Raw genomic sequence first — 24,935 nt, forward strand, 5'->3', positions numbered from 1 at the left:
ATCGAACAGGGTTTGTCGCATCCCGAGGGGGCATTTTGCGGTGCGCTGCACAAAAAAGCCTGAAAAATAGTGGAGTTATGTCAGATTTTGTACAGGAAAAACCGCTCAAAAACGGGCTCGGAAGCTAAAAATAAGGCGCCGTATGGCGCCTTTTTATCATCATGACTGAGCTGAACCCGAGTGCGCGGCACTCACTCAATCATGGCTGGCTGTGCCAGGTTGTCGGCACGCCACAGACGATAGCGCACCTCGTACTCCTGGGGCACATAGATGACGAAGGGCAGCTTGGAGTTGTAGTTCACGAAGAAGCCCTGACCGTAGATCTGGACGAAACTCTCTTTTTTCTGGCCGTCCGGGCAGGCCATCAGGGTACTGACGGGGCCGGTGACCTGGCCCAGGGTCAGGTAGTTGTAACCCCAGCCCTTGACGCTGTGCTGTTCCAGATTGCCCGCGAAGCGGGGCAGGTTGCAGTCGACCAGCATTTTCTTGCCGACTTGCAGCTCGACCATCATGTCGGCTTCGTTCTCGACTTCCGGCAGACGGATCACGACACGTTCCTGGTTCACTTCGGCGGCGGGGAACATGCTGATATCAAATTTTTTCGGTTCGGCGGCGAAGGCATGGCCACTCAATAACAAGGCGCCCAGCAGGCTAAAACGCAACACGGTTTTCATCTGTACCTCTTGGGATTGGTTCAACGCCGCTAGACTAACCGCTCTGCCGGTTTCATGCCAGCGCTGCGGCGTGCAAAACCGCCCTGAACAGGCATCACATGACGCAATTTGATGCTTTTTTGACGGCCAGGGTCACCCTGGCGCCTCTTGCCTCGTGTAAAACAGGGGGCCGGGTGGCCCCCATGGCCAGGCTGTCACCTCACCAGCAGGACCTGTTTCGCCCAGGCGCGGGGGGCGCGCTGGGCGACGGAGCCGCTGGTGATGTCCAGGTAGGCGACGCCCTGAAGGGCCGGCACCGGGGTGGAGGACCAGAGATAGACATAGCCGTCGTTCACCTCCTTGCCATCCCCGGCCATGGCGCGGGGGAAGATGGTTTCGTTCAATGCCGGTTTGTAACAGGCGGACTCCAGAATGCTGGCGAGCTCCTTGATGGTGGGCAGGCGCCAGTCGTGATGACCACCAAAGCCATACAGGGCATGGCTCGGTTCGGTGCGGATCCGTTCCGCCGTCTGCAGTGCCTGTTGCCAGTAGAGGCGGGTGGGTTCCCCCTCGCAGCTCTGGTTGCGCCAGGTCTGGCCGAGCTGGCAGCGCATCCAGGTCAGACCGGTGCCCCTGTCGGTGACGGTGCCGTTGCCGTGATCCTGGAAACGGGCGGTGGGGCTGGTACGGGGCAGGGCGTCGTCGCAGATGGCGATGGCCAGTGCCAGGGGGCTGCACAGGGTGAGCAGCAGGGTCAGAAGATACTTGTTCATCGGGTTACCTCGGCCACCAGGCGCAGTTGCAGACCGTTGGCGTCATTGCTGTTTTGAACTGGGGTGGGATAGTCGGCTCCGGCGTCCTCGCCGAGGAAGATGTGGGCGATGGCGCTCAGAGGCGCGCTCTCCAGCCGGCGGGACGGGGTCAGGGTCTGGCTCCAGTAATAGCCATCGAAGCCATTGAGTCCGGTGCCGACATCGGGGAAGTAGCGCACATCCAGGGTGACGAGCTGGCCATCCTGGCGGGCGAGGGAGCCGTAGTGCTGCAAACTCATCAGCTCACGGGCGTGGGGCAGGCGCCAGTGGGTGATGCCGCACAGTTGCTGTGCATTGAGCCACTGACGGTACTGCTCCGTGGTGCAGATGGCCTCCCCTTCGGGGCAGGCGTAATCCCGCTCCTCCTGGGTCGGGTGATAGTTGTCGAACTCCCAGGCGAAGGTGCGGTGCAGATCCCTCGGACTGTCCGGATCCGCCAGCTTCTTCTCCCAGACGAGGCCGGTATTGAGATCCTCCACGCACTCCCACTCGTCGGCATTGTCCGCCAGGGGTTGCCCCTTGCCGTCCAGCTTGCGATAGCGCAGGGGCGCCAGGCCCAGGCTCGCCTCCTGGCCCGGGTGATCCGCAGGCTCCTGGGTCAGCAGGTAATCCACCCCGTCCGTGTAGGTGGTGACGCCGCTGGCGGTCACCAAGGCCCGGGGTTGCTGCTGCATCAGCACGGCGGCGAGTCTGTCCTGCTGGCTCAGTAGCTCGGGGCTTGCGGCAAAGTGCCGGGCGAGCTCGGGCAGCAGGGTGACCAGGCCTTGCCAGATCTGCTGGCGGCGTTCGCTGGCGGCCAAGGCGGGCAGGGTGGCCTCGTCATCGAAGGCGGTGAGGGCCAGCTCGGCGAGGGCGCGGTTGAAGTCGCCCAGCTGCGCCAGTGCCGCCAGATCTGGGCCGGGGTGAAGGGGCGCCAGGGCGAGCAGCACGTCCGTCAGGGCCTGAGCCGGTGGCAGCCCGTCCGAGATACGCGTTTGCAGCAGGGTGCTGAGGGGGCTGGGGGTGAGGTGCTGGTTGTCCTGGCGCGCCGCCGGGTGGGCCAGGGGCAGGGCGGCGGGATCCGCCGGAATGAACAGCAGGGGAGCGGTGAGCAGATCAGGGTGGCGCCGGGTCAGAGTGTGGGCACCGGCCTCGCCGCTGACGGCGGGCTCATTGGCTTCGCAGCCGTCGTTCTGGTTCAGGTTGATGCACAGGGTGCCCGCAGCGGGCAGGCTGACCGTCAGGCGGTAGTCCGGCGCGGTCAGGGGAGCCTCGTCCGAACCGCCGCCACAGGCGCTGAGCAGGGGGGCCAGCAGGCAGACGATCGGGGTCATTCTCATGGTCATGGTGTGTCCTTGGAGGGGCCTTGGCCCCTCTCTTCTTTATATAGGGAGAGTCAGAGGCGACGCAGACGGCGCCACAGGGCCAGCGGCAGCAGCCAGAGCAGGGAGAAGGACCCCCCGCCACTGCTGTCCGAGGTATCGAAGCGGATGATGCCGTCATCCGGCACGGGCACGGTGTTGCCGCACTGGGCGCCGGTACGCTGACTGATGCTCCACCCGTTCAGGAGACCCTGATTGCCCGGTTTGCTGTCCACCACCTCCAGGGTCCAGCGACCGGCCAGGGGTTCTCCTTCGAAGGCGCTGAAGGGTTGCAGGGACTGCAACTCGGTGGGGAAGACCCCTTTCAGGCTCGGCAGGGGGCTGTAACCCTTGTCCCAGATCTGGACCCGGGTGCCGGCGGGGGAGCTGAGCCAGATCTCCAGCTCATCCAGCGCCTCGTGCTGCAGATCCAGGCTCAGTTGCAGCCTGTCGCTCACACGGGCATCGCTCTTCTCCAGCAGCAGGCTGGTTTCGCTCAGGCCGCGCACCTCCTCGCTCTGGGCATCGTTCAGTCGCTGTGACCGACCACTGGCCCGGCTGATGACGGGGGTGCCGATGGGCAGGGTCAGGGATTGCTGCCACTGGCGCTCGGTGGGGCTGGTACCGCTCATGGCGAGATTCACCGAGAGGCTCGCCTCGTCGCCGCAGGCGAGCGGGCTCTGGGCCAGCAGGCGCAGGGTGGTGGTCATGCTGGCACCGGCGGCCAGGGTTGCTGGTTGCCAGTTGTCAGGATCGGCCTGCAACCCGGTTGGCAGGGTGAGGGCCAGCTCGTTGAGGGTCACTTCCCCTTTGCCCGGGTTGCTGAGGGTCAGCTGCACCGACTGGCGCTGCCCCAGCGGGATGGCGCTCCCCTCGGCGAGGGCAATATTGACGGGAGCTTGCAGCAGCCCGTGCTGGCGAAATGCCTGCTCCAGCAGACGGGCATAGGCTCGCGTCGGGTAGAGACGGGCGGCAGTATCCACGGTGATCCGGGCCAGTTGCGGCATGCGAATGGCCGGCCCCAGGCCGAAGTGGGATTCGATGATGACGCGATCAAACTCGTCCCTGGCCGCCTCACCGTGCTCGGCCACCGCCGTCAGCAGGGCCTGGAACAGCGGGGTGCCCCAGAGCTGATCCCCGTTGCTGCCGTTGATGGTGCGGTGGGCGGGGTAGCGGTAGTCCGGATGGTAGCGGGCGCGCAGATCGTCGAGCTGGCGCGGGGTGCGGTCGGTGAAGCGGGCATCCCAGTTGAACACCATGGCGGGTTCGAACTGGCGACCGGCTTCGCTGCGCTGGCGATGACTGGCGGCCAGGTAGTCGCCAAAGCCCTCGCCGATGGCTCCCCAGTCACCCTCTTCCCCGAGATCCGGCAGGATGTGGTGCTGTACCCCGTGGCCGAACTCGTGCCAGATGACCATGGGATCCTCGGCATCGGGCACGCCGCTGCGACCCAGCTCCAGCCTGCGTTCGAACGGATCGTAGAGGGAGTTGTCCTGATAGCCCGCGTCCGTGTCGATGTCGAGCGCCCCGGGGATGAGATCGGTGAAGCCGAGCGCCTTGAGGTGGCGCTGGGCGAGATCCAGATGGTAGTAGGCGTTGATGTCCGCAAAGCCGCGATCGTCCCGGGTCAGGCGAAAACCCTGCACGTCACTGCTGCTGTAGGGGGCCGATTCGGGGGCCATGACATCCACCACCCTGGCATGGGGGCCGCTCAGGCGATACTGCCCGGCTTGCAGGCTCACCGGCAGGGGAACCGGATCCTGATAGGCGGCCTGTGCCAGCACCAGCGCGTCGTGCCAGACCAGGCTGGCGTCCTGCAGGCGGGTGCGGGGATCGGGGTCGAACACCCGGGCCTGAACCTGCATATCGCCGGCGTCGGCGACATGCAGAGGGCGGGTGGTCGCCTGAGCCCCGAGACGGCCAAGCTCCTGCTCCCCGTCGCAACGGGCAAACAGCTGCACCTGGCTGGCCTTGGCATTGCCTGCCTTGTGCTCGCGCACCCGCTGGCGCAGGGCAGGCACCAGGGTATCGCCGTCTCGCCAGTACCAGGCTTCGACCGGCCCCAGCGTCTCTATCTGGTTGCCGTCGGTGCGCAGGGGGGCGAGCAGGGGATCCAGGGTGCCGCTGGCATCGCAGCCGGGCGCTGTGCTCTGCAAGGGGCGCAGGTTTTGGTAGAGGCGCCAGGGGCGGCCGTCCCCGTCGACACTGACGGCGGCCTGGGTGGCGGCCACCGGCAGGCCGTTCACCAGCTGGCGAAAGCTGTAATGGTGGCCGAGCAGGCTGGCCCTGTCGTAATCGGGGGCGAGGAGCACACCGAGGCGCTGCTCGAGCCAGCGCTTCGGCGTCGTGGTGAGGGGTGGTTCATCGACAAACTGCAGATCGGCCGCCAGCAGCGGCGATGAGATCAGGGTTGCCGCCAGCCAGAGGGCCAGGGAAGAGGGTTTCATGGTTCACTCCAGAAAAAGAGGGTAAGGGGTCAGTGGTTGACGCCCGCCAGGGTGAGCAGGAAGGCAAACTCCTGCGCCGCACGCAGCGCCGCCGTTCGGGGGGCGCCCAGGTGGCCGCCGTCGAGTTCGGTGCGCAGCAGATAGGGGCCTGTTCCCGTGCTATGGGATCGCAGGCGGGCTATCCACTTGAGGGGTTCCCAGTAGGGCACCTGACTGTCGTGCAGGCCGCCCGTCACATAGACGGGGGGATAAGGGGCCTTGTGCAGGTTGTCGTAGGGGCTCAGGCGACGCATCGCGGCATAGTCACCCGGGATGGCCGGATTGCCCCACTCGGCGTACTCCTGCCGGGTGAGGGGCAGCTCGGGATCCTGCATGGTGCCCAGCAGGTCGACGAAGGGAACTTGCAGCACGGCCCCGGCGAAACGGGTGGGCGCCTGGTTGAGTGCCGCTGCCACCAGCAGGCCGCCGGCGCTGCCGCCCATGGCAAACAGCCGGGCGGGATCGATGGTGGGATCCCGTGCCAGGGCATCGGCCACGGCGAGAAAATCATCCACGCTGTGCTGTTTGTCCCGGCCACGACCCTCCCGATACCAGGATTCGCCGAGCAGACCGCCCCCGCGCACATGGGCGATGGCGTAGACGAAGCCGCGATCCAGCAGGCTCAGCACCCGGGGCTGGTAGTAGGGGCGCATGGGGGTGCCGTAAGCCCCATAGCCGTAGAGCAGCAGTGCCCTGGGGTGGGTAATGCCCTTGCGCCAGACCAGGGAGACAGGCACCTTGACCCCGTCCTTGCCCGCGATCCAGCGTCGCTCGCTCTGATAGGGAGAAGTGTCCCTGCTCTCGGGTGTCCCCTCCCAGGCGCCGGAGGCGAGATCCAGCCAGCGCTGGTGAGGTGGCTCGGCCATCCCCTGGCGGCGAATGAGCACCTTGTCGCTGGCCGGTTCCTGGCTGCCCTGGATCCAGGCCGTGCCTGCGCCATCGGTGAGCGGCAGGCTGTGGGTCAACGCACCCTTGGCGTCCAGCACATCGAGCCAGTCATCCCCTTCCTTGCGGTATTGCAGCACGGTGTGCCGGGCAAAGAGGCGCCACTTCTCGAGTTCCCGGCCCTCGCCGGACCAGAGCCGTTGCCACTCTCCCTTCGCCACCAGGCTCAAGTCGGCCACCTGATAGAGGCCGAGGGCGCCGTCCCGGTTGCTCTTGATCAGCACCCTGTCCCCCTGGGTATCCAGGTAGTATTCGAGGCCGCGCTCGCGCCCCTTGAGCAGGTCGGCCCGACCCGCGTCCAGCAGGTATTGCTCCGAGCTGTCGTGGTTGTTGCTTTGCAGCACCAGGTGGCGGCGATCCGTTGTGCGATAGAGGCCGAGCAGCCAGGCGGGATCGCGCTCCTCATACACCAGGGTCTCCTTGCCATCCTGCCAGGCCAGCAGTTGCCAGGGGCGCAGGGTCTGGCGCTCGTTGGCGAGGGTGTAGAGGGTCTTGCCATCCAGACTCCAGAGCAGATCGCCGGCGCGGTGAGGCAAAGAGGCGAGTGTCTCGCCACTCGCCAGATCCAGCAGGGTGATGCGGTAGTCCCGATCTCCTCTGCGGTCTTCGGCCAGGGCAAGCAGTTGCCCGTCCGGGTGCAGGGCCCAGGCGGCGAGCTCGTAATACCCCTCGGCCGGCTGGTGGGGAGCCAGCCGCTTTCGGGGAGCGTCATTGGCGTCGCTGCGTTGCCACAGGCTGCCGTCCGCCTCCATGCGCCACTGGCTGCCAGCCTGGCTCAGCCAGTCGTCCGGCACGGGTTCGCCCCGCTCCCGGCCCTGCCACTCCGTCTGCAGGCGCTGCACCAGTGGCGCCTGGCCGGCGAGCTGCCGCTCGGTCCAGCGGTTCTGCTCGCGCAGCAGCGTCAGGAGGGCGGGATCCTGGCGGCTGTCGTCACGCCAGCCACCATAGGGATCGAGACGGGCTATCTCCCCCTTCATCAGTTGCGGGCGCTCGGGGATGAGGGGCGCAGCCTCCAGGGTTGCCTCAGGCAGGGGGGAGGCGGGGGCCGGCGTGGCCAGCAGGCTGGCCAGGATCAATAGGCTGTGCATCAGATCCCCACGAAGGTGTAGCGCAGGCTGGCACTCAGGGTGCGGCCGCTCTGGGTGAAGAGGGACGCATCGGTCCCGGCTTCCAGCCCGGCCACATCCTGATAGCGGGTGTAGCGGGTGTCGAACAGGTTGTCGAGCTTGAGGTTGACCTTGAGGGCGTCGGTGACCAGCCAGTCGGCCGTCAGGGCGAAACTGAGCCAACCGGCACTTTCGAGGCAGTCCCCCTGGCGGCCGGTCAGGCTGTTGCCGCAGGTGGGCACCCGGCTCATGGCGGCGGCATAGTCCGCCTGAATGCCCAGACTCCACTCATTGGCCTGATAGCTCAGACGGGTGTTGCCCTCGAGGGGCGTCAGGGTGCGCAGCGCTTCACCTTTGTTGTCCTCGCCATCGACCCAGCCGAGTTTGGTGGCGAGCTCCCACTCCTGGGTCAGCCAGTAGCTGGCGGCGAGTTCGGCCCCCCAGGTTTCGGCCTTGGCGACGTTGCGATATTGGCGCAGGATGACGCCATCGCTCAGGCGCAGCCCCACCTCGCGCCAGTCGATGAAGTTGTAGTAGCGGTTGTAGAAGAGCGCTGGCTTGATGCTCCAGTTGTCCCCTTCTCCACTCAGCCCCCACTCTATGCTGTGGCTGGTTTCCTCCTTGAGCCCGGTGTTGGCGATGATCTCGAAGGGCGGCAGGGCGAAGTAGTGGGGGATGTTGCCGTACACCTTGTCGTAGGAAGGCGCCCGGAACCCGTTGGCATAGCTGAGCCAGCTGCGCCACTGGTCGTTGAAGCGGTAGCTGGTGGCCAGGCTCGGGGAGAGGTGCCAGCTGTGGTTGCTGTCGTGGCTGCCGTCCAGCGGCGTGAGCCACTGGTGATCCATGCGCAGGGTGGGGGTGAACTGCCACTGGCCCAGGCTGGCCACGTCGCCGAGCCAGACTCCGGCCCTGTCGGTACGGGCGCGGCTGAAGGGGGCGGACTGGCCGGGTTGGGGAATGCCGGCCTCCAGACTCAGCTTCTCCACCGGCCGTTCGTGGGTGGTGCGCTCCAGCTCGATGCCGTAACTGAGTTGATGGGAGATATGCCCGGTGGCGAGATCCCGGCGCACATCCAGCTCGGTACCGATCCTGTCTTCGGTGAAGGTGGCGAGTTCCCGTTCGCTGCGATAGCGCGGATAACCGCTCAGCAGATCGTTTTGCAGCAGGCTGCGCTTGTTGGCGGTGTTTTTCGAGTGATTGCCGTAGGCACTCCAGGTGAGGCTGTCGGCCAGTATTGTGTCGAGGTTACTCGCCTCCCAGGCCAGCTTGCCCCCCTGGGTGCGTTGGCTGCCCTGCTCGTGGTACTGGCGCACCTGCCACTTGCCATCGGGCTGGGGCACTTCGCGCGGCCCCTGATCCCGTTCGGCGTTGTCCTCGAAGTAGTCGAGTTCGAGGCGCAGCAGATGATGTTCGTTCAGCTGGATGCGAGAGCTGGTGGAGGCGCTGAGGCCATCCAGATCCGCCGGGATGCGGCTCTCGTCGTAGTTGGCGGTCTCATGTCCCTGCCAGCCGGAGAGGCGCAGCAGGTGTTCGGTATCCCGTATCCGGGCGGCGCCGGTGGCGCTCAGCTTCTGCTTGTCACTGTTGCCATCGTGCAGCACCTTGCTGCCGAGATAGGCATCCTGGCCATGAAGGTAATCTTCCGGCTGCTTGGTGCTGATGACGATGGTGCCGCCGATGGCATCGGAGCCATGGAGGGAGGAACCGGCTCCCTTGGCTACCTCTATCTGTTTGACATCGTCGAGATCGAAGCTGAAGCGGCCCACCTTGTCGTTGAGGTCGTCGGCGCCAAAACCGTCGCTGACCCGCACCCCGTCCTTGATGATGAGCACCCGGTTGCCGCCCATGCCGCGGATGATGATGTTCTGGGGGCGGCCGGCGGAGCCGGTCACCGAGACGCCGGGTTCGTTCTTGAACACATCGGTGAGCTCGGTGGCAACCTGGCGATCCAGATCCTCCTCCGTGATGACGGTGATGGAACCGGACACGTCGGAGAGCTTCTGTTCGATGCGCTGTCCCTTGACCACGATGGTTTCCCGCCCCTTGAGTTCGGGGGGCATGTCCGTTGTGTCGACCCCGGCGGGATCGCTGGCAGCCAGCGCCGTACCGGACAGCAGCATGGGCCAGTAGTGAAGAAGTCGAATTTTCATATTTGAGAATAATTATTATTTAAGCCTGAAGGGCGCGGATTATTGCAGAGGGAGTCAAGCAGATCAATAAATGACAATCATTATCATTTTGTTTTTATGACATTGATCGAATTGAATTTTTTGAGAGTTAAATCAGTAAGGTGGTGGCATACGTTTGCGAGTGACGCCATGGGAAACAGGAGGACGGGTGTGGTGCGGGCAAGAAAAAGCCCGCCATAGGGGCGGGCTCAAGGAGGTGGGCTGGCGCAGATCAGGGGGCGCGATAGAAGCGATTGAGCTCGTTCATCACCTGGATCAGGGTGCCCATATCCGGGGTGCCGTGCTTGATGGGGCGATAGGTGTCGCGGTCCAGCAGCTCGAAGTCCCCCTGCTTGTTGAACTGGGTGATGGTGTTGCCCTGATAGATGGCGAAGTCATTCTGATCCCCCGCCAGCAGCCAGGCGCGTGTACTGGCTTCGAACAGGTTGCGCCCCGTGCTGTAGTCACGATAGGGGTTGCGTACACCCAGCATGTTCTTCATCAGGGTCGGTACCAGATCCAGGTGGCTGCTCGCCTGCGCCTGGGGCGCAGGTTCGGCACCAGGCCAGGCCAGCACCAGAGGGACCTGTACCTGATAGGTCGAGTAATTGCTGCCATAGCCCCAGCTGTTGCTCTGGGTCTCGTTGAACTCCTGGCCATGGTTGGAGGTGACCACGACGATGGTCTGATCATCAAGCCCCTGCAATTGCAGTTGGGTCAGCATCTGCTCCAGCAGTTGATCGGTATAGAAGACCGCGTTCTTGTAGCGGTTCTCCAGCTTCTGCAGGTTCTCGGGCCGATAGGCAGTGGCCGGGTTGAAGCGGGTCAACTCGGGCTGGAAGGGGCCCTTGATGCTGGCGGGCACCTGATAATCCCCCGGGCTAGAGAGATAGACCAGAGAGAACCAGGGTCTGTCCGCGGTGCGCGTGCCAAGCCACTGCTGCCAGTCGTCGATGAGCCTGCGGTCATCGGTCTGGCGGGAGACGAAGACCTGCTTGCGCAGACCCGCAAGCAGGCTCTGGCGATACTGCTTGGCATCTTCCAGTGCACCGAACAGGCCGAACTGGTAGTCCTGACGCAGCATCTCGTCGAACAGCACAGGGGGGCGCTTGTCGGCCCGGATGTCCCCGTAATAGTGGCCGGGCAGCCCGTAGAAGAGGCTGAACATCCCCATGGCTTCATCATTGCCACCACTCATGTGCTGGCGGAAATTGAAGTGGTTGTCCGCGTAGCGCTGCAGATTGGGCATGTTGATGTTGTTGAGCATGTCGGCTCGCAGGGAGTCGACCACCACCACCAGCAGGTTCTTGTGATCGCTGGGTGCGCTCACGCTGAGGGGGCGCAAGGGATAGAGCAGACGGTGCTCAGCGCTTCCCTGATCTTCGGCCTTCTTCTCATACTGCTCGAGGTCGAGCCAGCCATGCTTGGCCAGGAAGCTCCTGGCGGTCATGGGGTAGGAGAGGGGGAAGTTGGCCCGCTGCATGGTGATGGGTTGATACAGGGTCGCATCCGCCCAGCTGTTGACCAGATGGGTCAGGATGAAGCAGACCAGCAGGGCCAGTCCCACCTGATTGCCGTACTGGCGGCGTTTGCGCTTGTTGATCTTGCGCCACACATAGGCCGACAGCAGCAGTTGCAGCAGGAAGATGGCGGGCACCGCCACGAAGATGATGCTCCAGATAGAGCCCTCTTCGGTCTGTGCCTGATCCAGCAGCAGTTGCCACACCTGGCCATTCAAGTGGAACTTGAACAGCTGGAACACCTGGGTGTCGATAAGCAGCAGCACCAGCGCCAGGGTGGCGATAATGGATGAAATGAAGCGCAGCGGCTTCTCCCTGGGCAGGATGAAGCTCAAGGGGAAGATGGTCAGCAGATAGGTGACGAAGCTCAGGAACGAGAAATGACCTATCCAGCTGATGACGAGATAGGTCACGCCGAGCGTGGTCGACGGCCAGCTGATGGCGCCCAGGTAACGGGTCGAGATCAGCATGGCCAGGATGATGTTGAAGAAGGAGAACCAATGCCCCCAGGTGATCAGGCGAGAGACATTATCGCGATAGGGGTTGCCGGTTTCGACCATAATGATCCATCTGCTTGAAAAACATCAAAGAATGCGAAGAAACTCAGTGCGCATCGTGGCGATGGCCCACCGAGGCGGTGAGTGCCTGGATGAACTTCTCGGTGATCGCCTGGCGCTGGGCCGGGGCCATGCCGTTGATGATGTTGGTGGTCAGGTTGCCAAGGACCATCAGACTGAGATCCACCGGTGCCTTGTGTTTCTCCAGGGCGGTGATCAGGTCATTCATCAGGGCGTCAAACTGCTCGTTATTGTACTTTGATACGATGGGCATAATCTTGGGTTCACCTCGGTTCAAAGCGCCTTATAATACTTCACCCTTTCGGCTAACACTATGGCTTTGTGACATGAGTCTCGATATCGACAAGATCATTCTTCACTCCCTGCGGGCGGGCAACGATGGCCAGCCCCACGCCGATACCCGCAGCCAGACCCTGCCTGCCGACGAGGCGGTACAAGGGCTGATGGCGGAGCTGCATCGCATCTACAACGGCAAGGGGGGAAAGGGCTTTGGCTTCTTCGCCGATCCCGAGGCCGCCGTCGCCGAGCTGGCGGAGGGGGAAGACGCCCCCAAGCAGCCTTCCCCCGCCTTTCGCATCGCCCTGGAGCAGTTGCTGGCGGAGCAGACCGAGTTCGTCCCCTTTTCCGTCAACCTGACCCAGATGCTGGTCAAGCAGCTGGTGGAGCATGCCCTGGACGAGCAAGGGGTGTTGCTGATTGCCAAGTACAACTATGTGGGGGTGGATTACCTGATGATCGCCCTGCTGGAAGGCAAGGAGAGCGTCACCGTGAGCGAGGCGCTGGAGCTGCGCCACATTCAGTACCTGGATATCGGCAAATTGAACCTGGTGGCCCGCATCGATCTCACCGAGTGGAAAACCCAGGGGGATTCGCGTCGTTATATCACCTTCAGCAAGGGCCGGGTCGGTCGCAAGCTGGGGGATTTCTTCATGGATCTGCTGGGGGCCCGGGAGGGCATGGATGCCAAGATCCAGAACAAGGGGTTGCTGCAGGCGGTGGACGATTACTGCGACAGCCGCCAGCTCGAACCGGCCGAGCGCAATGACTACAAGAAGCAGGTCTTCAAATATTGCACCGAGCAGGCCAGCGCCGGCGAGGAGATCGAGATCAAGGAGCTGTCGGCGGAATTGCCCGGTGATGGGGACCTCGATTTTTACAGCTTCATCGGTCAGGAGTACGAGCTGGAGGAGCGCTTCCCGGCGGACCGCTCCACCCTGCGGGGCTTGACCAAGTTTGTGGGCTCCGGTGGCGGCCTGACCCTGAGCTTCGAGCAGAAGTTGCTCAACAGCCGGGTCTTTTACGATCCCCAGACCGACACCCTGACCATCAGGGGAGTCCCGCCCAATCTCAAGGATCAATTGCTGCGCCAGTCGTAATGTGATCCAGCCGTCATTTCTTGCAAAAAGGCACCGGAGTCCGCTCCGGTGCCTTTTTATTTAAGGGGGTGATGTAGATGGAAACCACCTCAGTACTTTTGTTAACACATTGAACAAAATATCGGGAGTGAAAGGGTTTTCAGTGGGGTGAAATCCCTTTCAATGGCGTAAATTAATTTCCTTTCTGTAATTTAATTTCCATATCTTGGCAAAAATATGGGGATATCCCTTCCTAAGTCGCTGAAATAAGAAAATGTTTTCATAACTTTCTGGAAGAAAATACGTAATTGCATTTCAAAAATGCGAGGCGTGTCATGTGAGGCATTGACTGCTTGGGATAATATTCATCTGCACACAATGCTCTTACAGCGCGGAACTAATACAAGGAAAGGCTCATGAAAAAGAAATTGCTGTCATCCCTGATCGGTCTGGCTACCCTGGGCGTGGCCTGCTCTGCCACTGCTGCCATTGATGAAGGTCAGCTGACCATCTGGATCAACGGTGACAAGGGCTACAACGGCCTGGCCGAAGTCGGCAAGAAGTTTGAAGCCGAAACCGGCATCAAGGTCACCGTCGCCCACCCGGATCAGGTTGAAGTCAAATTCCAGCAAGCCGCCGCCACCGGCAACGGCCCGGACATCTTCTTCTGGGCTCACGACCGTTACGGTGAGTGGGTCAAGTCCGGTCTGCTGGTTCCCGTGACCCCGAATGCCGCCACCAAGGCCAAGTTCGAGCAATTCGCCTGGGATGCCATGACCGTCGATGGCAAGACCTATGGCTACCCGGTCGCGGTAGAAGCAGTCAGCCTGATTTACAACAAGGATCTGTTGCCCAACCCGCCGAAGACTTTCGAAGAGATCGCCAAGATCGACGAAGACCTGAAGAAAAATGGCAAGCGCGCCATCATGTGGGCCTATGACACCCCCTACTTCAGCTACCCCCTGGTGGCTGCCAACGGTGGTTATGCCTTCAAGAAGACCGCCACCGGCTATGACGTCAAAGACACCGGCGTGAACAACGCAGGTGCCAAGGCTGGCGTCGGCTACATCTCCGAGATGATCAAATCCGGTCACCTGGAGAAGGGCATCGACTACGGTGTGATGGACGCCAAGTTCAACAAGGGCGAAGTAGCCATGATGATCAACGGCCCCTGGGCCTGGAGCAACCTGGACAAGAGCGGCATCAAGTATGGCGTAGCCCAGCTGCCGACCCTGAAAGGCAAGCCGGCCAAGGCCTTCGTTGGCGTACTGGGTGCCACCATCAACGCCGCCAGCCCGAACAAGGATCTGGCCATCGAGTTCCTCGAGAACTACCTGCTGACCGATGCCGGTCTGGCGCCGATGAACGCCGACAAGCCGCTGGGTGCCGTGGCCCTGAAGTCCTTCCAGAAGACCCTGGAAGCCGACCCCAACATCAAGGCCACCATGCTGAACGCCCAGAACGGCGAACCGATGCCGTCCGTGCCCGAGATGAGCCGTTTCTGGTCCTCCTTCGAAACCGCCCTCAAGAACGTCACCTCTGGCCGTCAGGGTGTTGACGAAGCCCTGGATACCGCTGCCAAGCGTATCGTCCAGTAAGCATGCACTACCCGGGAGGCCTTCGGGCCTCCCACTCTCTCAATCTCTCTTGGCGCAATAAAGGTTAATTGGCATGGAAGTAGTACCTTCTATCGAATCCTATGCCGGTCCGAAGAAAGACAAGTACGTCTGGCTGAAATGGACCATGGCGGCACTGATCGCAGTGCTTAATGGTTATGCGGCCGTGATGATGTATGCCAGCGGCGAGTGGGTATTTGCCCTGCTCGATCTGGTGGTCGTATCCGTCGGTCTCTATGTCTTCATGAACAAGAAGACCTATGCCCACCGTTATATTTTCCCCGGTGTGGCAGGCATGGTTGTTTTTATCATCTTCCCTCTTGCCTACACGATCGGCATCGCCTTCACCAACTATTCGGGATCCAACTTGCTCTCCCTTGAGCAGGCTCGGGATTACCATCTGAAAAAAACCTACAAGGTGACCGGCGGTGAATTCGATTTCACCCTCCTGGGTGGTGAGAACAATCAGTTTCAGCTGCTGCTGAAACAGGACGACCAATCCTTTATCAGTCAACCCCTTACCTTGCTGAACAACAAGGCGCGTACCCTGGCCGTCCGTGAAGGACGGGTCCGTGACGAGCCCCAGGTTGTTCAGTTGCAGCCTCTGGACGGGGCCACGGTCGGCGAGGCGGCACCCATTCGTGCCATCGTTGATCACCGCACCCACCTGAGCGCCCTGGATGTGGTACTGCCGGAAGGCAATATCCATCTGACCCTGAGCAGCCTGCGCAAGTTCGCCGCCCAGAAACAGCTCTATACCCAGCTGGTCGACGGCGCCGTGCTCAAGTCCGGCGTCATGATCAAGGACAGCAACCTGCTGCGTGACAACCAGAGCGGCGAGCTGATGCTGCCCAACGGTGACACCGGCTTCTACCAGTACATCGATGCGGAAGGTCACTTCGTCGGCAAGGGCGTTGCCCCCGGTTTCGTGGTGAGCGTGGGTTGGAAAAACTTCATGCGCATCATGACGGACCCGGGTATCCAGAGTCCCTTCATGCAGATCTTCGTCTGGACCGTGATCTTCTCCGCCTGTTCGGTGGCGTTCACCCTGGCGATCGGCATGGTGCTGGCGTGTCTGGTGCAGTGGGAGCAGCTCAGGGGGCGTGGTTTCTACCGGGTCATGCTGATCCTGCCCTATGCGATACCGGCGTTCATCTCCATCCTGGTGTTCAAGGGCTTGTTCAACCAGAACTTCGGTGAAATCAACCTGTTCCTGGAAGCGGCCTTCGGCATCAAGCCGGACTGGTACACCAATCCCTTCCTGGCCAAGGTGATGATCCTCATCGTCAACACCTGGCTCGGTTACCCCTACATGATGATCCTCTGCATGGGCCTGCTCAAGGCGATTCCGGAAGATCTCTACGAGGCGTCTGCCATGGACGGGGCGGGGCCGGTACAGAACTTCTTCAAGATCACCGTACCGCTCTTGATGAAGCCGCTGACACCGCTGTTGATTGCATCCTTTGCCTTCAACTTCAACAACTTCGTACTTATCCAGTTGTTGACGAACGGGGCGCCGGACATCATCGGGGCCACCACGCCGGCCGGGACCACCGACTTGCTGGTGAGCTACACCTACCGGATCGCGTTCCAGGGCTCGGGTGGTCAGGACTACGGTCTGGCCAGTGCCATCGCCACCGCCATCTTCCTCATCGTGGGTGCGCTGGCCTTGCTCAACCTGAAATTGTCCAAAGCCGACAAGCAACTGTAAGGAGGCTTCAACATGGCAATCGTACAACCCAAATCAGTCAAATACCGGGTGTGGGCAACCCACCTGGTGATGTGGGGCTTCCTGGCACTGATCATCTTCCCGCTGATCATGGTCATCGCCATCTCGTTCCGTAACGGCAACTTCTCGGTGGGGGAGATCATCCCCACCAATCCGACCCTGGATCACTGGAAGCTGGCGCTCGGCATGTCCATCACCAACGCCGACGGCAGCATCACGCCGCCGCCGTTCCCGGTGCTGACCTGGTTGTGGAACTCCATCAAGGTGGCGGGCATCACCGCCCTGATGATCGTGGTGCTCTCCACCACCTGTGCCTACGCCTTCGCCCGTCTGCGGTTCCGTGGCAAGTCCACCATCCTGCAGGGCATGCTGATCTTCCAGATGTTCCCGGCGGTGCTGGCACTGGTGGCCATCTACGCGCTCTTCAACAAGATCGGTGACTACATCCCCTGGCTGGGTCTCAACACCCACGGCGGCCTGATCCTGGCCTACATGGGGGGCATCGCCCTGCACGTCTGGACCATCAAGGGCTACTTCGAGACCATCGACTCCTCCCTGGAGGAGGCGGCGGCCATCGATGGCGCTACTCCGTGGCAGGCGTTCCGCCTGATCCTGTTGCCCCTGTCGGTGCCCATTCTGGCGGTGGTGTTCATCCTGGCCTTCATCGGCTCCATCACCGAGGTGCCCATGGCCTCCATCCTGTTGCAGGATGTGAACAATCTGACCCTGGCGGTCGGAGCCCAGCAGTACCTCTATCCGCAGAACTACCTGTGGGGTGACTTCGCCGCAGCCGCCGTGCTGTCAGGCTTCCCCATCACGGTCGTCTTCCTGCTCGCCCAGCGCTGGCTGGTGGGCGGTCTGACCGCAGGCGGCGTGAAAGGTTAACGGTTCATGGCCGGGGGAGCTGGCTCCCCCCGTCATCACGATTTGCAAAGATTCAAGAGCGGAGCTCGACATGGCTGAAGTAGTACTCAACAACGTTCGCAAAAATTACGACCCGGCTGTCCACAAGGACACCCTGCGCAGCATCAACCTCGATATCAAGGAAGGGGAGTTCATCGTCTTCGTCGGCCCTTCCGGCTGCGGCAAGTCCACCTTGCTGCGGATGATCGCGGGTCTGGAAGACATCACCAGCGGCGAGCTGACCATCGGCGGGCGCTACATGAATGACGTGCCGCCGGTGGAGCGCAACGTCGGTATGGTGTTCCAGTCCTACGCCCTCTACCCGCACATGAACATCTACGAGAACATGGCTTTTGGCCTCAAGCTCAAGAAGATGGACAAGGAGAACATCCACAAGCGGGTGATGCGCGCCGCCGAGATCCTGGGTCTCGAGCCTTTGCTGGACCGCAAGCCCAAGGCCCTTTCTGGCGGTCAGCGTCAGCGGGTGGCCATCGGCCGCTCCATCGTGCAGCAGCCGCAGGTGTTCCTGTTTGACGAACCGCTGTCGAACCTCGACGCCGCCCTGCGGGTCAAGATGCGCATCGAGATCGCCAAGCTGCACAAGGAGCTCAACTCCACCATCATCTACGTGACCCACGACCAGGTGGAGGCCATGACGCTGGCCAACCGCATCGTGGTGCTGAGCCCGCTCAAGGGCGAGGCGGCCACCAACCTGGAGCAGTTCGGCACCCCCCTCGAGCTCTACCACAACCCGGACAACAAGTTCGTGGCGGGCTTCATCGGCTCCCCCAAGATGAACTTCCTGGCGGGCGAGCTGGTGGAGATCGGCGAGCAGGAGTGCGTGGTCAAGCTCACCTCCGGCGATACCGTGCGTGCCCGGGTGGATGCCCGTCGCGGCGCGGTGGGTGACAAGGTGGAGCTGGGCATTCGCCCCGAGCACCTGGTGCCGCTGGGTCATGCCCATGCCGACAGCCGCGTGAGCGGCGTGGTGCAGGTAGCCGAACACCTGGGGGCAGAATCCTTCGTCTACATGGACGTGGATGGTCACGACTTCACCGTCAAGGCGAGCTCCGACATCGACGTGGCCACCGGCCAGGAGTACAGCGTCGGCATCCCGGCCGAAGCCTGCTACCTGTTCGATGCCAAAGAACAGGCGTTCCCGCGCACGGCCAAATATATCCGCGCCTGAGAGGGCGAGAGTGCCAGGTTTTCCTTTCTATACGTTCAATGCCTTTTGCCGGTCGCAAGACCGGCTTTTTATTGCCCGTCATCCGAAGCCCGGGTTCCGGCCAGCGGGGGCGGCTGGCCGGGGTCCCGTCACTGTCCGTGCTTGTCTGACTCGAGGGCGGCGGTGACGTCCGGCACGAAGTGCTGGCTGGTGAGCGGTGGGCGCTCATACCCTTCGGTCTTGATGGGGGGCAGGGTGATGGGCTCGTAGTGGATCGCCTCGTAGGGCACCTTGCCAAGGAGGTGGGAGATGCAGTTGAGGCGGGCGCGGCGCTTGTCGTCGGCGTCCACCACGAACCAGGGGCAATCCTCGGTATCCGTGTAGGTGAACATGTCATCCTTGGCGCGGGAGTATTCCACCCAGCGTGAGCGGGATTGCAGATCCATGGGGCTGAATTTCCAGCGCTTGATGGGAGTGTTGATGCGCTCCTTGAAGCGTTTCTCCTGTTCTTCGTCGCTGACCGAGAACCAGTATTTGATGAGGGTGATGCCGGAGCGGATCAACATCCGCTCGAATTCGGGGCAGGCGCGCAGGAATTCGCGATACTCGTCGTCGCTGCAAAAGCCCATCACCCGTTCGACCCCGGCCCGGTTGTACCAGGAGCGGTCAAACAGCACCATCTCGCCCGCCGAGGGCAGGTGCGCCACGTAGCGCTGGAAGTACCACTGGGTGCGCTCCCGATCCGAGGGGGCGGGCAGGGCGGTGACCCGGCAGACCCGGGGGTTGAGGGGCTCGGTGATCGCCTTGATGACGCCCCCCTTGCCCGCGGCGTCGCGCCCCTCGAACAGCACCACCACTTTGAGCCCCTCCTGCTTGACCCACTCCTGCAACTTGACCAGCTCCTCCTGCAGGTGGGCGAGGTGATGTTCGTAGGTCTTCTTGTCCAGACGGGGGCGTTTCTTGCTCTTTTCCTTGGCCATCATCCTCTCCTTGGTGACTCCTCGTTGTGAGTCTCTCCAGCTTGCACCAGGCGGGCACCCCTGCCAAGGGTGGCGTGTTACACTGCCGCCTCATCAGCCGTTGGCAACAGAAAAACAGGAAAGCCAGTTTCATCGCCGCTGGCAACAGGAGAAAACATGAAGCAGTTTATGGAGATAGCGGGCCGCCGCATGGCCTATCTGGACGAGGGGCAGGGTCCGGCACTGCTCTTTGGGCACAGCTACCTGTGGGACAGTGCCATGTGGGCACCGCAAATCGAGGCCCTCAAGGGGCAGTATCGCTGTATCGTGCCCGAGCTCTGGGGTCACGGGGATTCCGATGTGCTGCCCGAAGGGCCCTGCACCCTGGCGACCCTGGCCCGGGATCACCTGGCGCTGCTCGATGCCCTTGGCATCGACGAGTGCGTGCTGGTGGGGCTCTCCATCGGTGGCATGTGGGGCGTGGAGCTGGCGCGCATGGCGCCTGCTCGCCTCAAGGGACTGGTGCTGATGGACAGCTTCGTCGGCCTTGAACCCCAGATCACCTGCGAGCGCTATCTCGGCATGCTGGCGATGATCGAACAGGTCGGCGCCGTGCCTGCGCCCATCGCCGATCAGGTGGCGCCGCTCTTCTTCGCCCATCAACCGGATGCGGCCCTGATGGCCGGTTTCAAGGCCCGGCTGGCCCAATGGCCCGCCGACAAGGTGGCGAGCCTGGTGGCGGCGGGGCGCAGCTTCGTGACCCGGGAGGATCGCATCGACTGGCTCGAAGAGATGAGGCTGCCCGCACTGGTGATGACGGGTTGCGAGGACAAGGCTCGCCCTGTGCTGGAGGGGTATCTGATGGCCGAGGTGCTGGGGTGCCCGTTCAGGGAGATCCCGGGGGCCGGTCACATCTCGACCCTGGAGAACCCCGCGTTTATCAACCGGGCGCTCGCCGAATTTCTCGCCGAAGTGGCAGGGTGACGCTGCGCCGGATAGCCGTAAAAAAGGAGCCATGGGCTCCTTTTTTGTTGCCCAGTCCGGATGGGGCTACCAGATGTAGCCCACCCCGAAGCCTGCATAGAGTTCTCCCTGATGCTGGACGATGGGGCTGTCCGCGATGTCGTCGTCGTAGCGTTCGTAGTTGATGCCAAAGCCGCCAATCCAGTTGGCGCTGAAGCGATAGCTGCCGATGAGGGAGACCATGGGGGAGAGGGTGGTGCCCGTGTTCCACGCTGGCCTGTCCGCCCTCGCTTCGTCTTGCGAGACACCGCCGAAGTAGTAGTTGGCGAGGTTGTGGCTGCGCAGCATGACGCCGGCTCCCGGCATCAGCAGCAGGGGGCCGCGGATGATGGGGAAGTTGGCCCACAGCATCAGCTCCTGACCGTTGCTGGTGCCGGTCACATCCGTGGTGGCCCGCACGCTCCAGAGGGCGTAGGGAGTGATGAGATCGGCCCCAACGCCGGCCTCGAACTGCCCCTTGCGCTTCTCCATGCCATGGAGGAAGGGATCGTCGTCCGGGTCCAGGTTGCCAAAGCGCATCCGGCCGAAGGCATAGGTCGAGAGGTTGCCATCCCGGCTCAGGTAGTAGCGGGCCCGATCCCCCAGATACATCAGGTTGTCACCAAAATAGAGGGCCCCCGGGATGGGCATCAGGGTGTCGTCCTGGTGCTGGTAACGGGCCTGACCGCCGATGACGGCCCCGCCCAGCACCAGCCCCTTGGGAATGGGGCTGTCAGGGCTGTCGCTGGAGAAGGCGCTGAGGGCCCCGATATCGAGGTCTGCCCGGACGGGAGAACAGAACAGCAGTGCCAGAAAGGCACCCAGAGAGGCATGGCGCAGGGCAGGGACTGGGGACATGACAGATCCTTGTCGGTGGGTGGGCAGTGGGAACGAATCAGACCGGCGTAGCAAGTCAGACGGAAGTCGGTTTTCAATTAAACCCGACAAGGCAAGCATGAGCCAGCGTCACGCAGGTGCTGCTGGTGGCCGGTATCTGGAAGGGGCGAGACCCGGCCTCGCCCCTTGCCAGGGTCAGGGGGTGGGGCGGGGGAGATCTTCCCGCTTGGGCCAGGCGTTGAGCACCGCTTTGACCAAGGTGGCGAGGGGAATGGCGAAGAAGACGCCCCAAAAGCCCCACAGACCGCCAAACACCAGCACGGCGATGATGATGGCCACCGGGTGCAGGTTGACCGCCTCGGAGAAGAGCAGGGGGACCAGCAGGTTGCCGTCGAGGGCCTGGATCACGAAATAGGCCACCATCAGCCAGGCGAAGTCGGGGGTCAGCCCCCACTGGAACAGGGCCACCATGGCCACCGGCACGGTCACCGCGGCGGCGCCGATATAGGGGATGAGCACGGAGAAGCCCACCGCGACCGCCAGCAGGGCGGAGTAGCGCAATCCCATCAGGGCGAAGGGCACATAGGTGGCGATGCCGACGATGACGATCTCGATCACCTTGCCGCGGATGTAGTTGATGATCTGGTCGTTCATCTCCACCCAGACCCGGTTCACCAGGGTGCGGTTGCGGGGCAGGAAGCGGCGCAGGCCTCCCATCAGCACCTGTTTGTCCTTGAGCATGAAGAAGACCATCAGGGGCACCAGGATGGCGTAGATGAGGATGGCCACCACGTTGATGAGGGAACTCAAAGAGGCGCTCACCAGTTGTTCGCCGCCGGTCAGGATGCGCTGGCGAATGTTGTCGATGATGGTCTCCACCAGGCTGACGTCGATGATCTCGGGGTATTTTTCCGGCAGGGTGCGCACATAGTCCTGGGCATGGGCCAGCATGGCGGGCGCCTCCTTGGCCAGGTTGACCCCCTGGCTCACCAGCGTCGGGATGAGGCCCAGCAGCATCAGGGTCGTCACCGTGATGAACAGCAGCAGGACCAGGCTGGTGGCCAGGGTGCGGGAGAGGCCGCCCCGTTGCAGGCGACTCACCGGCCACTCCAGCAGATAGGCCATCACCAGGGCCACCAGCAGCGGTGCCAGCAGATCCCCAAACAGCCAGAGCACGGCAAAGCAGAAGACCAGCAGCAGGAAGAGGGTGACGGCATCGGGGTCGGAAAAACGGGTCTGATACCAGCGCTTCAATACATCTAACATCGAGGCTTCCTTGAATGGCGGCTCACGGGGTGGGTGGCATGGGCTCGGGGGCGAGCAGGGCGTCCCGGAGGGGACAGGCAACGACGAGCAGCAGGGAGAGGCGGGCAGCTGACTCTTCCCGGGTCTGGACATGGTGACCCTGACGGCGCAGATAGGCGGGAATGTCCTGCCGGGAGCCAGCATCCCCGAGCTGGATGCACACGGATTGACCGGGCCGGGCCTGGCGCAACCAGAGCTTGAGCCGGATGAGGGGCTCGGGACAACGCCAGGGGGTCAGGTCGAGCTGTTCCATGAGAACTCCATCGCGTGCGTGGCGGTCATTATGGCCGTGATGAGAGGATGAAACAACGCTTGTGGGCCTTGAATGGCAAGGGTATTCTGCCGATGCCCGCTGGGGTCTGATTGGAGATAGAGATAACGTGGCACGTTTTTCCCCCCTGATAGCATCGCTTCCCCTGTTGGTCACCCTGATGGGGGCGACCTTCCACGCCCAGGGGAGCAACCAGTTGCCCGACATCGGTACCGCCGGGGTCGCCGCACTGCCCATCGAGCAGGAGGTGCGCTACGGCAACGCCTTCATGCGTTTTGCCCGGGCGGGCCTGCCCATCATCGATGACCCCGTGCTGAACGAATACATCGACGATCTGGGCCAGCGGCTGCTGACCAATGCCGACGGGGTGCGCTTCCCGTTCACCTTCTTCCTCATCAACGATCCCAGCATCAACGCGGCGGCCTTCCTCGGTGGCCGGGTCAAGGTGCACACCGGCCTCTTCCTCTACGCCGAGAGCGAGAGCGAGCTGGCCTCGGTACTGGCCCACGAAATCACCCACGTGACCCAGCGTCACATCGCCCGTTACATGGAGGCACAGGCGAGCAGCTCCGCCATGACCCTGGCCGGCCTGGTGGGTTCCATTGCACTCGCGGTGATCAACCCCACCGCCGGCATCGCGGCCTTGCAGACCACGCTTGGCTTGTCGATGCAGTCGGCCATCAACTACACCCGGGACAACGAATACGAGGCGGATCGTATCGGCATGAAGACGCTGTATGACGCCGGGTTCGATCCCATGGGCATGGCCAACTTCTTCCAGAAGCTGGCGGCGGAGTACCGCTACGCCAGCAAGCCGCCGGAGATGCTGCTGACTCACCCCCTGCCGGAGACCCGGATCAGCGAAGCCCGTGCCCGGGCCGGGAGTTATGGCGCGCGCGCCCTGCCGCCGAGCCTGGACTTCTGGCTGGCCAAGGTGCGCATCCAGGTGCGCTATGGCACCGAGACGCCCCAGGCGCTGCTCACCTACTTCGACAGCCGCCTGCAGAAGGGGGATTACCCCCTCAAGGATGCCGCCATCTATGGCAAGGCGCTGGCCCTGTTGCAGCTCAAGCGCACCGACGAGGCCGACACCCTGATGCAGGAGCTGGCGACCCGTCACCCGGAGGATCTCTTCGTGGTGGATGCCCTGACCGACATCGATCTCGCCAAGGGGCGCAGCGCCCAGGCCATCGCCAGACTTGAGCGCTTCCGCACCCGGATGCCGGACAACGAGGTGGTGGTGGTGAACCTCGGCAACGCCTATCTGGAGGGGGGCAACTACAAGAAGTCCATCGCCATCCTGGACCCTTATGCCCGGGAGCACGACGAGAACAGCCTGGCCTGGAGCCTGCTGTCGGACGCCTACCGCAAGGCGGGCAGGATGACGGACCTGCACATGGCACGGGCGGAGACCCTTTCCCTGCGCGGTGACTATCAGGCGGCCATCGACGAACTGATCGTGGCGCGGGGCACCACCAGCGACAAGCTGACCCTGGCCCGCATCGAGGCGCGCATCACCCAGCTGGAGCGGGCCAAGAAGGATCTGGACAGCCTCAAGGGCTGAGTCCGGAGCGGGTTGATGGCAGGCGGGGTGCTCCTTTGGGGGCACCCCGCCTTGTTTTGCAGGCTAAAATAGGGCCTTTCATCGGTTTCAACGCATCTTGATGATGAAGAAATGAGAATGATGGATGGCTCTGCTATGGGGCGCTCGCCACGCGGCGTTTTATCTCGGCGAGCTTCTGTTCGTCCAGCTCTCCCACCAGGGTCTCCAGCAGCGTGCCCCTGGCATCGAGCAGATAGCTGGTGGGCAGCGCCCCGGGCCTTGGGAACGGGAGGCGGGCGTCGTCATCCGGGATCATCAGGGGAACCCTGATGGCGTGGCGCCGTGCCAGCTCGGTCAGTTCGGCGGGGGAGGCGGGGTCATAGTTGATGGCGATCACCCGGATCTGACCTTCCTGGTGCAATGTTGCCAGCAGGGGCATCTCCCGCAGGCAGGGGGCGCACCAGGGGGCGAAGTAGTTGACCAGCAGCGGCTTGCCACCGAGATCCGCGAGACTGACCTTCTTTCCCGCGCCGTCGGTGAAGTCGGGTGCCGGGCTGCAGGCCCCCAGCAGGGTTGCCACAATCAGCCAACAGATCCGTTTCATTTCCATAGCCTTCCTGCTTACCCTGACCATCCGTT

General features: G+C 62.8%; 20 protein-coding genes. 7 read left to right on the forward strand and 13 right to left on the reverse strand.

Annotated elements, in window-relative coordinates:
- Positions 1-191 precede the first annotated feature (191 nt).
- The 8 genes from eco to AB7E19_RS11070 all read right to left on the reverse strand — a co-directional run bounded on the left by eco (position 192) and on the right by AB7E19_RS11070 (position 11,861).
- Positions 192-674, reverse strand: coding sequence for a serine protease inhibitor ecotin (gene eco, locus AB7E19_RS11035; protein WP_253584651.1), 483 nt, complete (start codon positions 672-674; stop codon positions 192-194).
- Positions 675-868: 194 nt separating this feature from the next.
- The gene (locus AB7E19_RS11040; protein WP_043155288.1) at positions 869-1,426 is read right to left on the reverse strand and encodes a DUF1566 domain-containing protein; all 558 of its coding nucleotides are present in this window, start codon (positions 1,424-1,426) and stop codon (positions 869-871) included.
- A complete protein-coding gene (locus AB7E19_RS11045; RefSeq protein ID WP_427935262.1) occupies positions 1,423-2,790 on the reverse strand; it encodes a DUF1566 domain-containing protein in 1,368 nt (455 codons plus the stop codon). The genes AB7E19_RS11040 and AB7E19_RS11045 overlap by 4 nt, the downstream gene beginning before the upstream one ends.
- Before the next feature lie 50 nt (positions 2,791-2,840).
- Positions 2,841-5,252: a proprotein convertase P-domain-containing protein gene (locus AB7E19_RS11050; protein WP_427935264.1), complete on the reverse strand. Its 2,412-nt coding sequence runs from the start codon at positions 5,250-5,252 to the stop codon at positions 2,841-2,843.
- Between the two features lie 29 nt (positions 5,253-5,281).
- On the reverse strand, positions 5,282-7,324 hold the full coding sequence (locus tag AB7E19_RS11055) for a prolyl oligopeptidase family serine peptidase (RefSeq protein ID WP_427935266.1): 2,043 nt from the start codon (positions 7,322-7,324) through the stop codon (positions 5,282-5,284).
- The gene (locus tag AB7E19_RS11060; protein ID WP_427935401.1) at positions 7,324-9,462 is read right to left on the reverse strand and encodes a TonB-dependent hemoglobin/transferrin/lactoferrin family receptor; all 2,139 of its coding nucleotides are present in this window, start codon (positions 9,460-9,462) and stop codon (positions 7,324-7,326) included. The genes AB7E19_RS11055 and AB7E19_RS11060 overlap by 1 nt, the downstream gene beginning before the upstream one ends.
- Before the next feature lie 280 nt (positions 9,463-9,742).
- Positions 9,743-11,590 carry a DUF3413 domain-containing protein gene (locus AB7E19_RS11065; protein ID WP_113725339.1) on the reverse strand — a complete coding sequence of 616 codons (1,848 nt, stop codon included), beginning with the start codon at positions 11,588-11,590 and terminating at the stop codon, positions 9,743-9,745.
- 43 nt (positions 11,591-11,633) lie between these two features.
- Entirely contained in the window at positions 11,634-11,861 is a 228-nt protein-coding gene (locus tag AB7E19_RS11070) for a YejL family protein (protein ID WP_039038627.1), read from the reverse strand.
- Positions 11,862-11,934: 73 nt separating this feature from the next.
- Here AB7E19_RS11070 and yejK point away from each other — a divergent pair, with 73 nt between their 5' ends.
- The 5 genes from yejK (at position 11,935) to AB7E19_RS11095 (ending at position 18,400) form a co-directional block, all read left to right on the forward strand.
- A complete protein-coding gene (yejK, locus tag AB7E19_RS11075; RefSeq protein WP_039038628.1) occupies positions 11,935-12,984 on the forward strand; it encodes a nucleoid-associated protein YejK in 1,050 nt (349 codons plus the stop codon).
- A 395-nt stretch (positions 12,985-13,379) separates the two neighbouring features.
- Positions 13,380-14,561, forward strand: a complete 1,182-nt coding sequence (malE, locus tag AB7E19_RS11080; protein ID WP_010674249.1) for a maltose/maltodextrin ABC transporter substrate-binding protein MalE — start codon at positions 13,380-13,382, stop codon at positions 14,559-14,561.
- A gap of 73 nt (positions 14,562-14,634) precedes the next feature.
- Positions 14,635-16,290 (forward strand): maltose ABC transporter permease MalF, encoded by a 1,656-nt coding sequence (malF, locus tag AB7E19_RS11085; protein ID WP_041215465.1) that lies wholly within the window; start codon positions 14,635-14,637, stop codon positions 16,288-16,290.
- Between the two features lie 12 nt (positions 16,291-16,302).
- Positions 16,303-17,193, forward strand: a complete 891-nt coding sequence (malG, locus tag AB7E19_RS11090) for a maltose ABC transporter permease MalG (RefSeq protein WP_010674251.1) — start codon at positions 16,303-16,305, stop codon at positions 17,191-17,193.
- Between the two features lie 70 nt (positions 17,194-17,263).
- Complete coding sequence (locus AB7E19_RS11095) at positions 17,264-18,400, forward strand: ABC transporter ATP-binding protein (protein ID WP_010674252.1); 1,137 nt, start codon at positions 17,264-17,266, stop codon at positions 18,398-18,400.
- 128 nt (positions 18,401-18,528) lie between these two features.
- Here AB7E19_RS11095 and ppk2 read toward each other — a convergent pair whose 3' ends face one another.
- Positions 18,529-19,359, reverse strand: coding sequence for a polyphosphate kinase 2 (gene ppk2, locus AB7E19_RS11100; protein WP_010674253.1), 831 nt, complete (start codon positions 19,357-19,359; stop codon positions 18,529-18,531).
- A 156-nt stretch (positions 19,360-19,515) separates the two neighbouring features.
- Between ppk2 and AB7E19_RS11105 the strand changes: the two genes are divergently transcribed.
- Positions 19,516-20,322, forward strand: a complete 807-nt coding sequence (locus AB7E19_RS11105) for an alpha/beta fold hydrolase (RefSeq protein ID WP_427935271.1) — start codon at positions 19,516-19,518, stop codon at positions 20,320-20,322.
- Positions 20,323-20,388: 66 nt separating this feature from the next.
- Here the strand turns inward: AB7E19_RS11105 and AB7E19_RS11110 are convergent, their stop codons facing one another.
- The 3 genes from AB7E19_RS11110 to AB7E19_RS11120 form a co-directional block, all read right to left on the reverse strand.
- Positions 20,389-21,198 (reverse strand): MipA/OmpV family protein, encoded by an 810-nt coding sequence (locus tag AB7E19_RS11110; protein WP_043155304.1) that lies wholly within the window; start codon positions 21,196-21,198, stop codon positions 20,389-20,391.
- Positions 21,199-21,372: 174 nt separating this feature from the next.
- On the reverse strand, positions 21,373-22,443 hold the full coding sequence (locus AB7E19_RS11115) for an AI-2E family transporter (RefSeq protein ID WP_319896730.1): 1,071 nt from the start codon (positions 22,441-22,443) through the stop codon (positions 21,373-21,375).
- Between the two features lie 22 nt (positions 22,444-22,465).
- Positions 22,466-22,735, reverse strand: coding sequence for a sulfurtransferase TusA family protein (locus AB7E19_RS11120; protein WP_316286602.1), 270 nt, complete (start codon positions 22,733-22,735; stop codon positions 22,466-22,468).
- Positions 22,736-22,862: 127 nt separating this feature from the next.
- Here AB7E19_RS11120 and AB7E19_RS11125 point away from each other — a divergent pair, with 127 nt between their 5' ends.
- Positions 22,863-24,317, forward strand: coding sequence for a beta-barrel assembly-enhancing protease (locus AB7E19_RS11125; protein WP_223918331.1), 1,455 nt, complete (start codon positions 22,863-22,865; stop codon positions 24,315-24,317).
- Positions 24,318-24,450: 133 nt separating this feature from the next.
- Here AB7E19_RS11125 and AB7E19_RS11130 read toward each other — a convergent pair whose 3' ends face one another.
- Positions 24,451-24,930: a TlpA family protein disulfide reductase gene (locus AB7E19_RS11130; protein ID WP_223955563.1), complete on the reverse strand. Its 480-nt coding sequence runs from the start codon at positions 24,928-24,930 to the stop codon at positions 24,451-24,453.
- Positions 24,931-24,935: the final 5 nt, after the last annotated feature.

The sequence above is a fragment of the Aeromonas sp. genome, assembly GCF_050252055.1.
GTDB classification, from domain to species: Bacteria; Pseudomonadota; Gammaproteobacteria; order Enterobacterales; family Aeromonadaceae; genus Aeromonas; species Aeromonas caviae.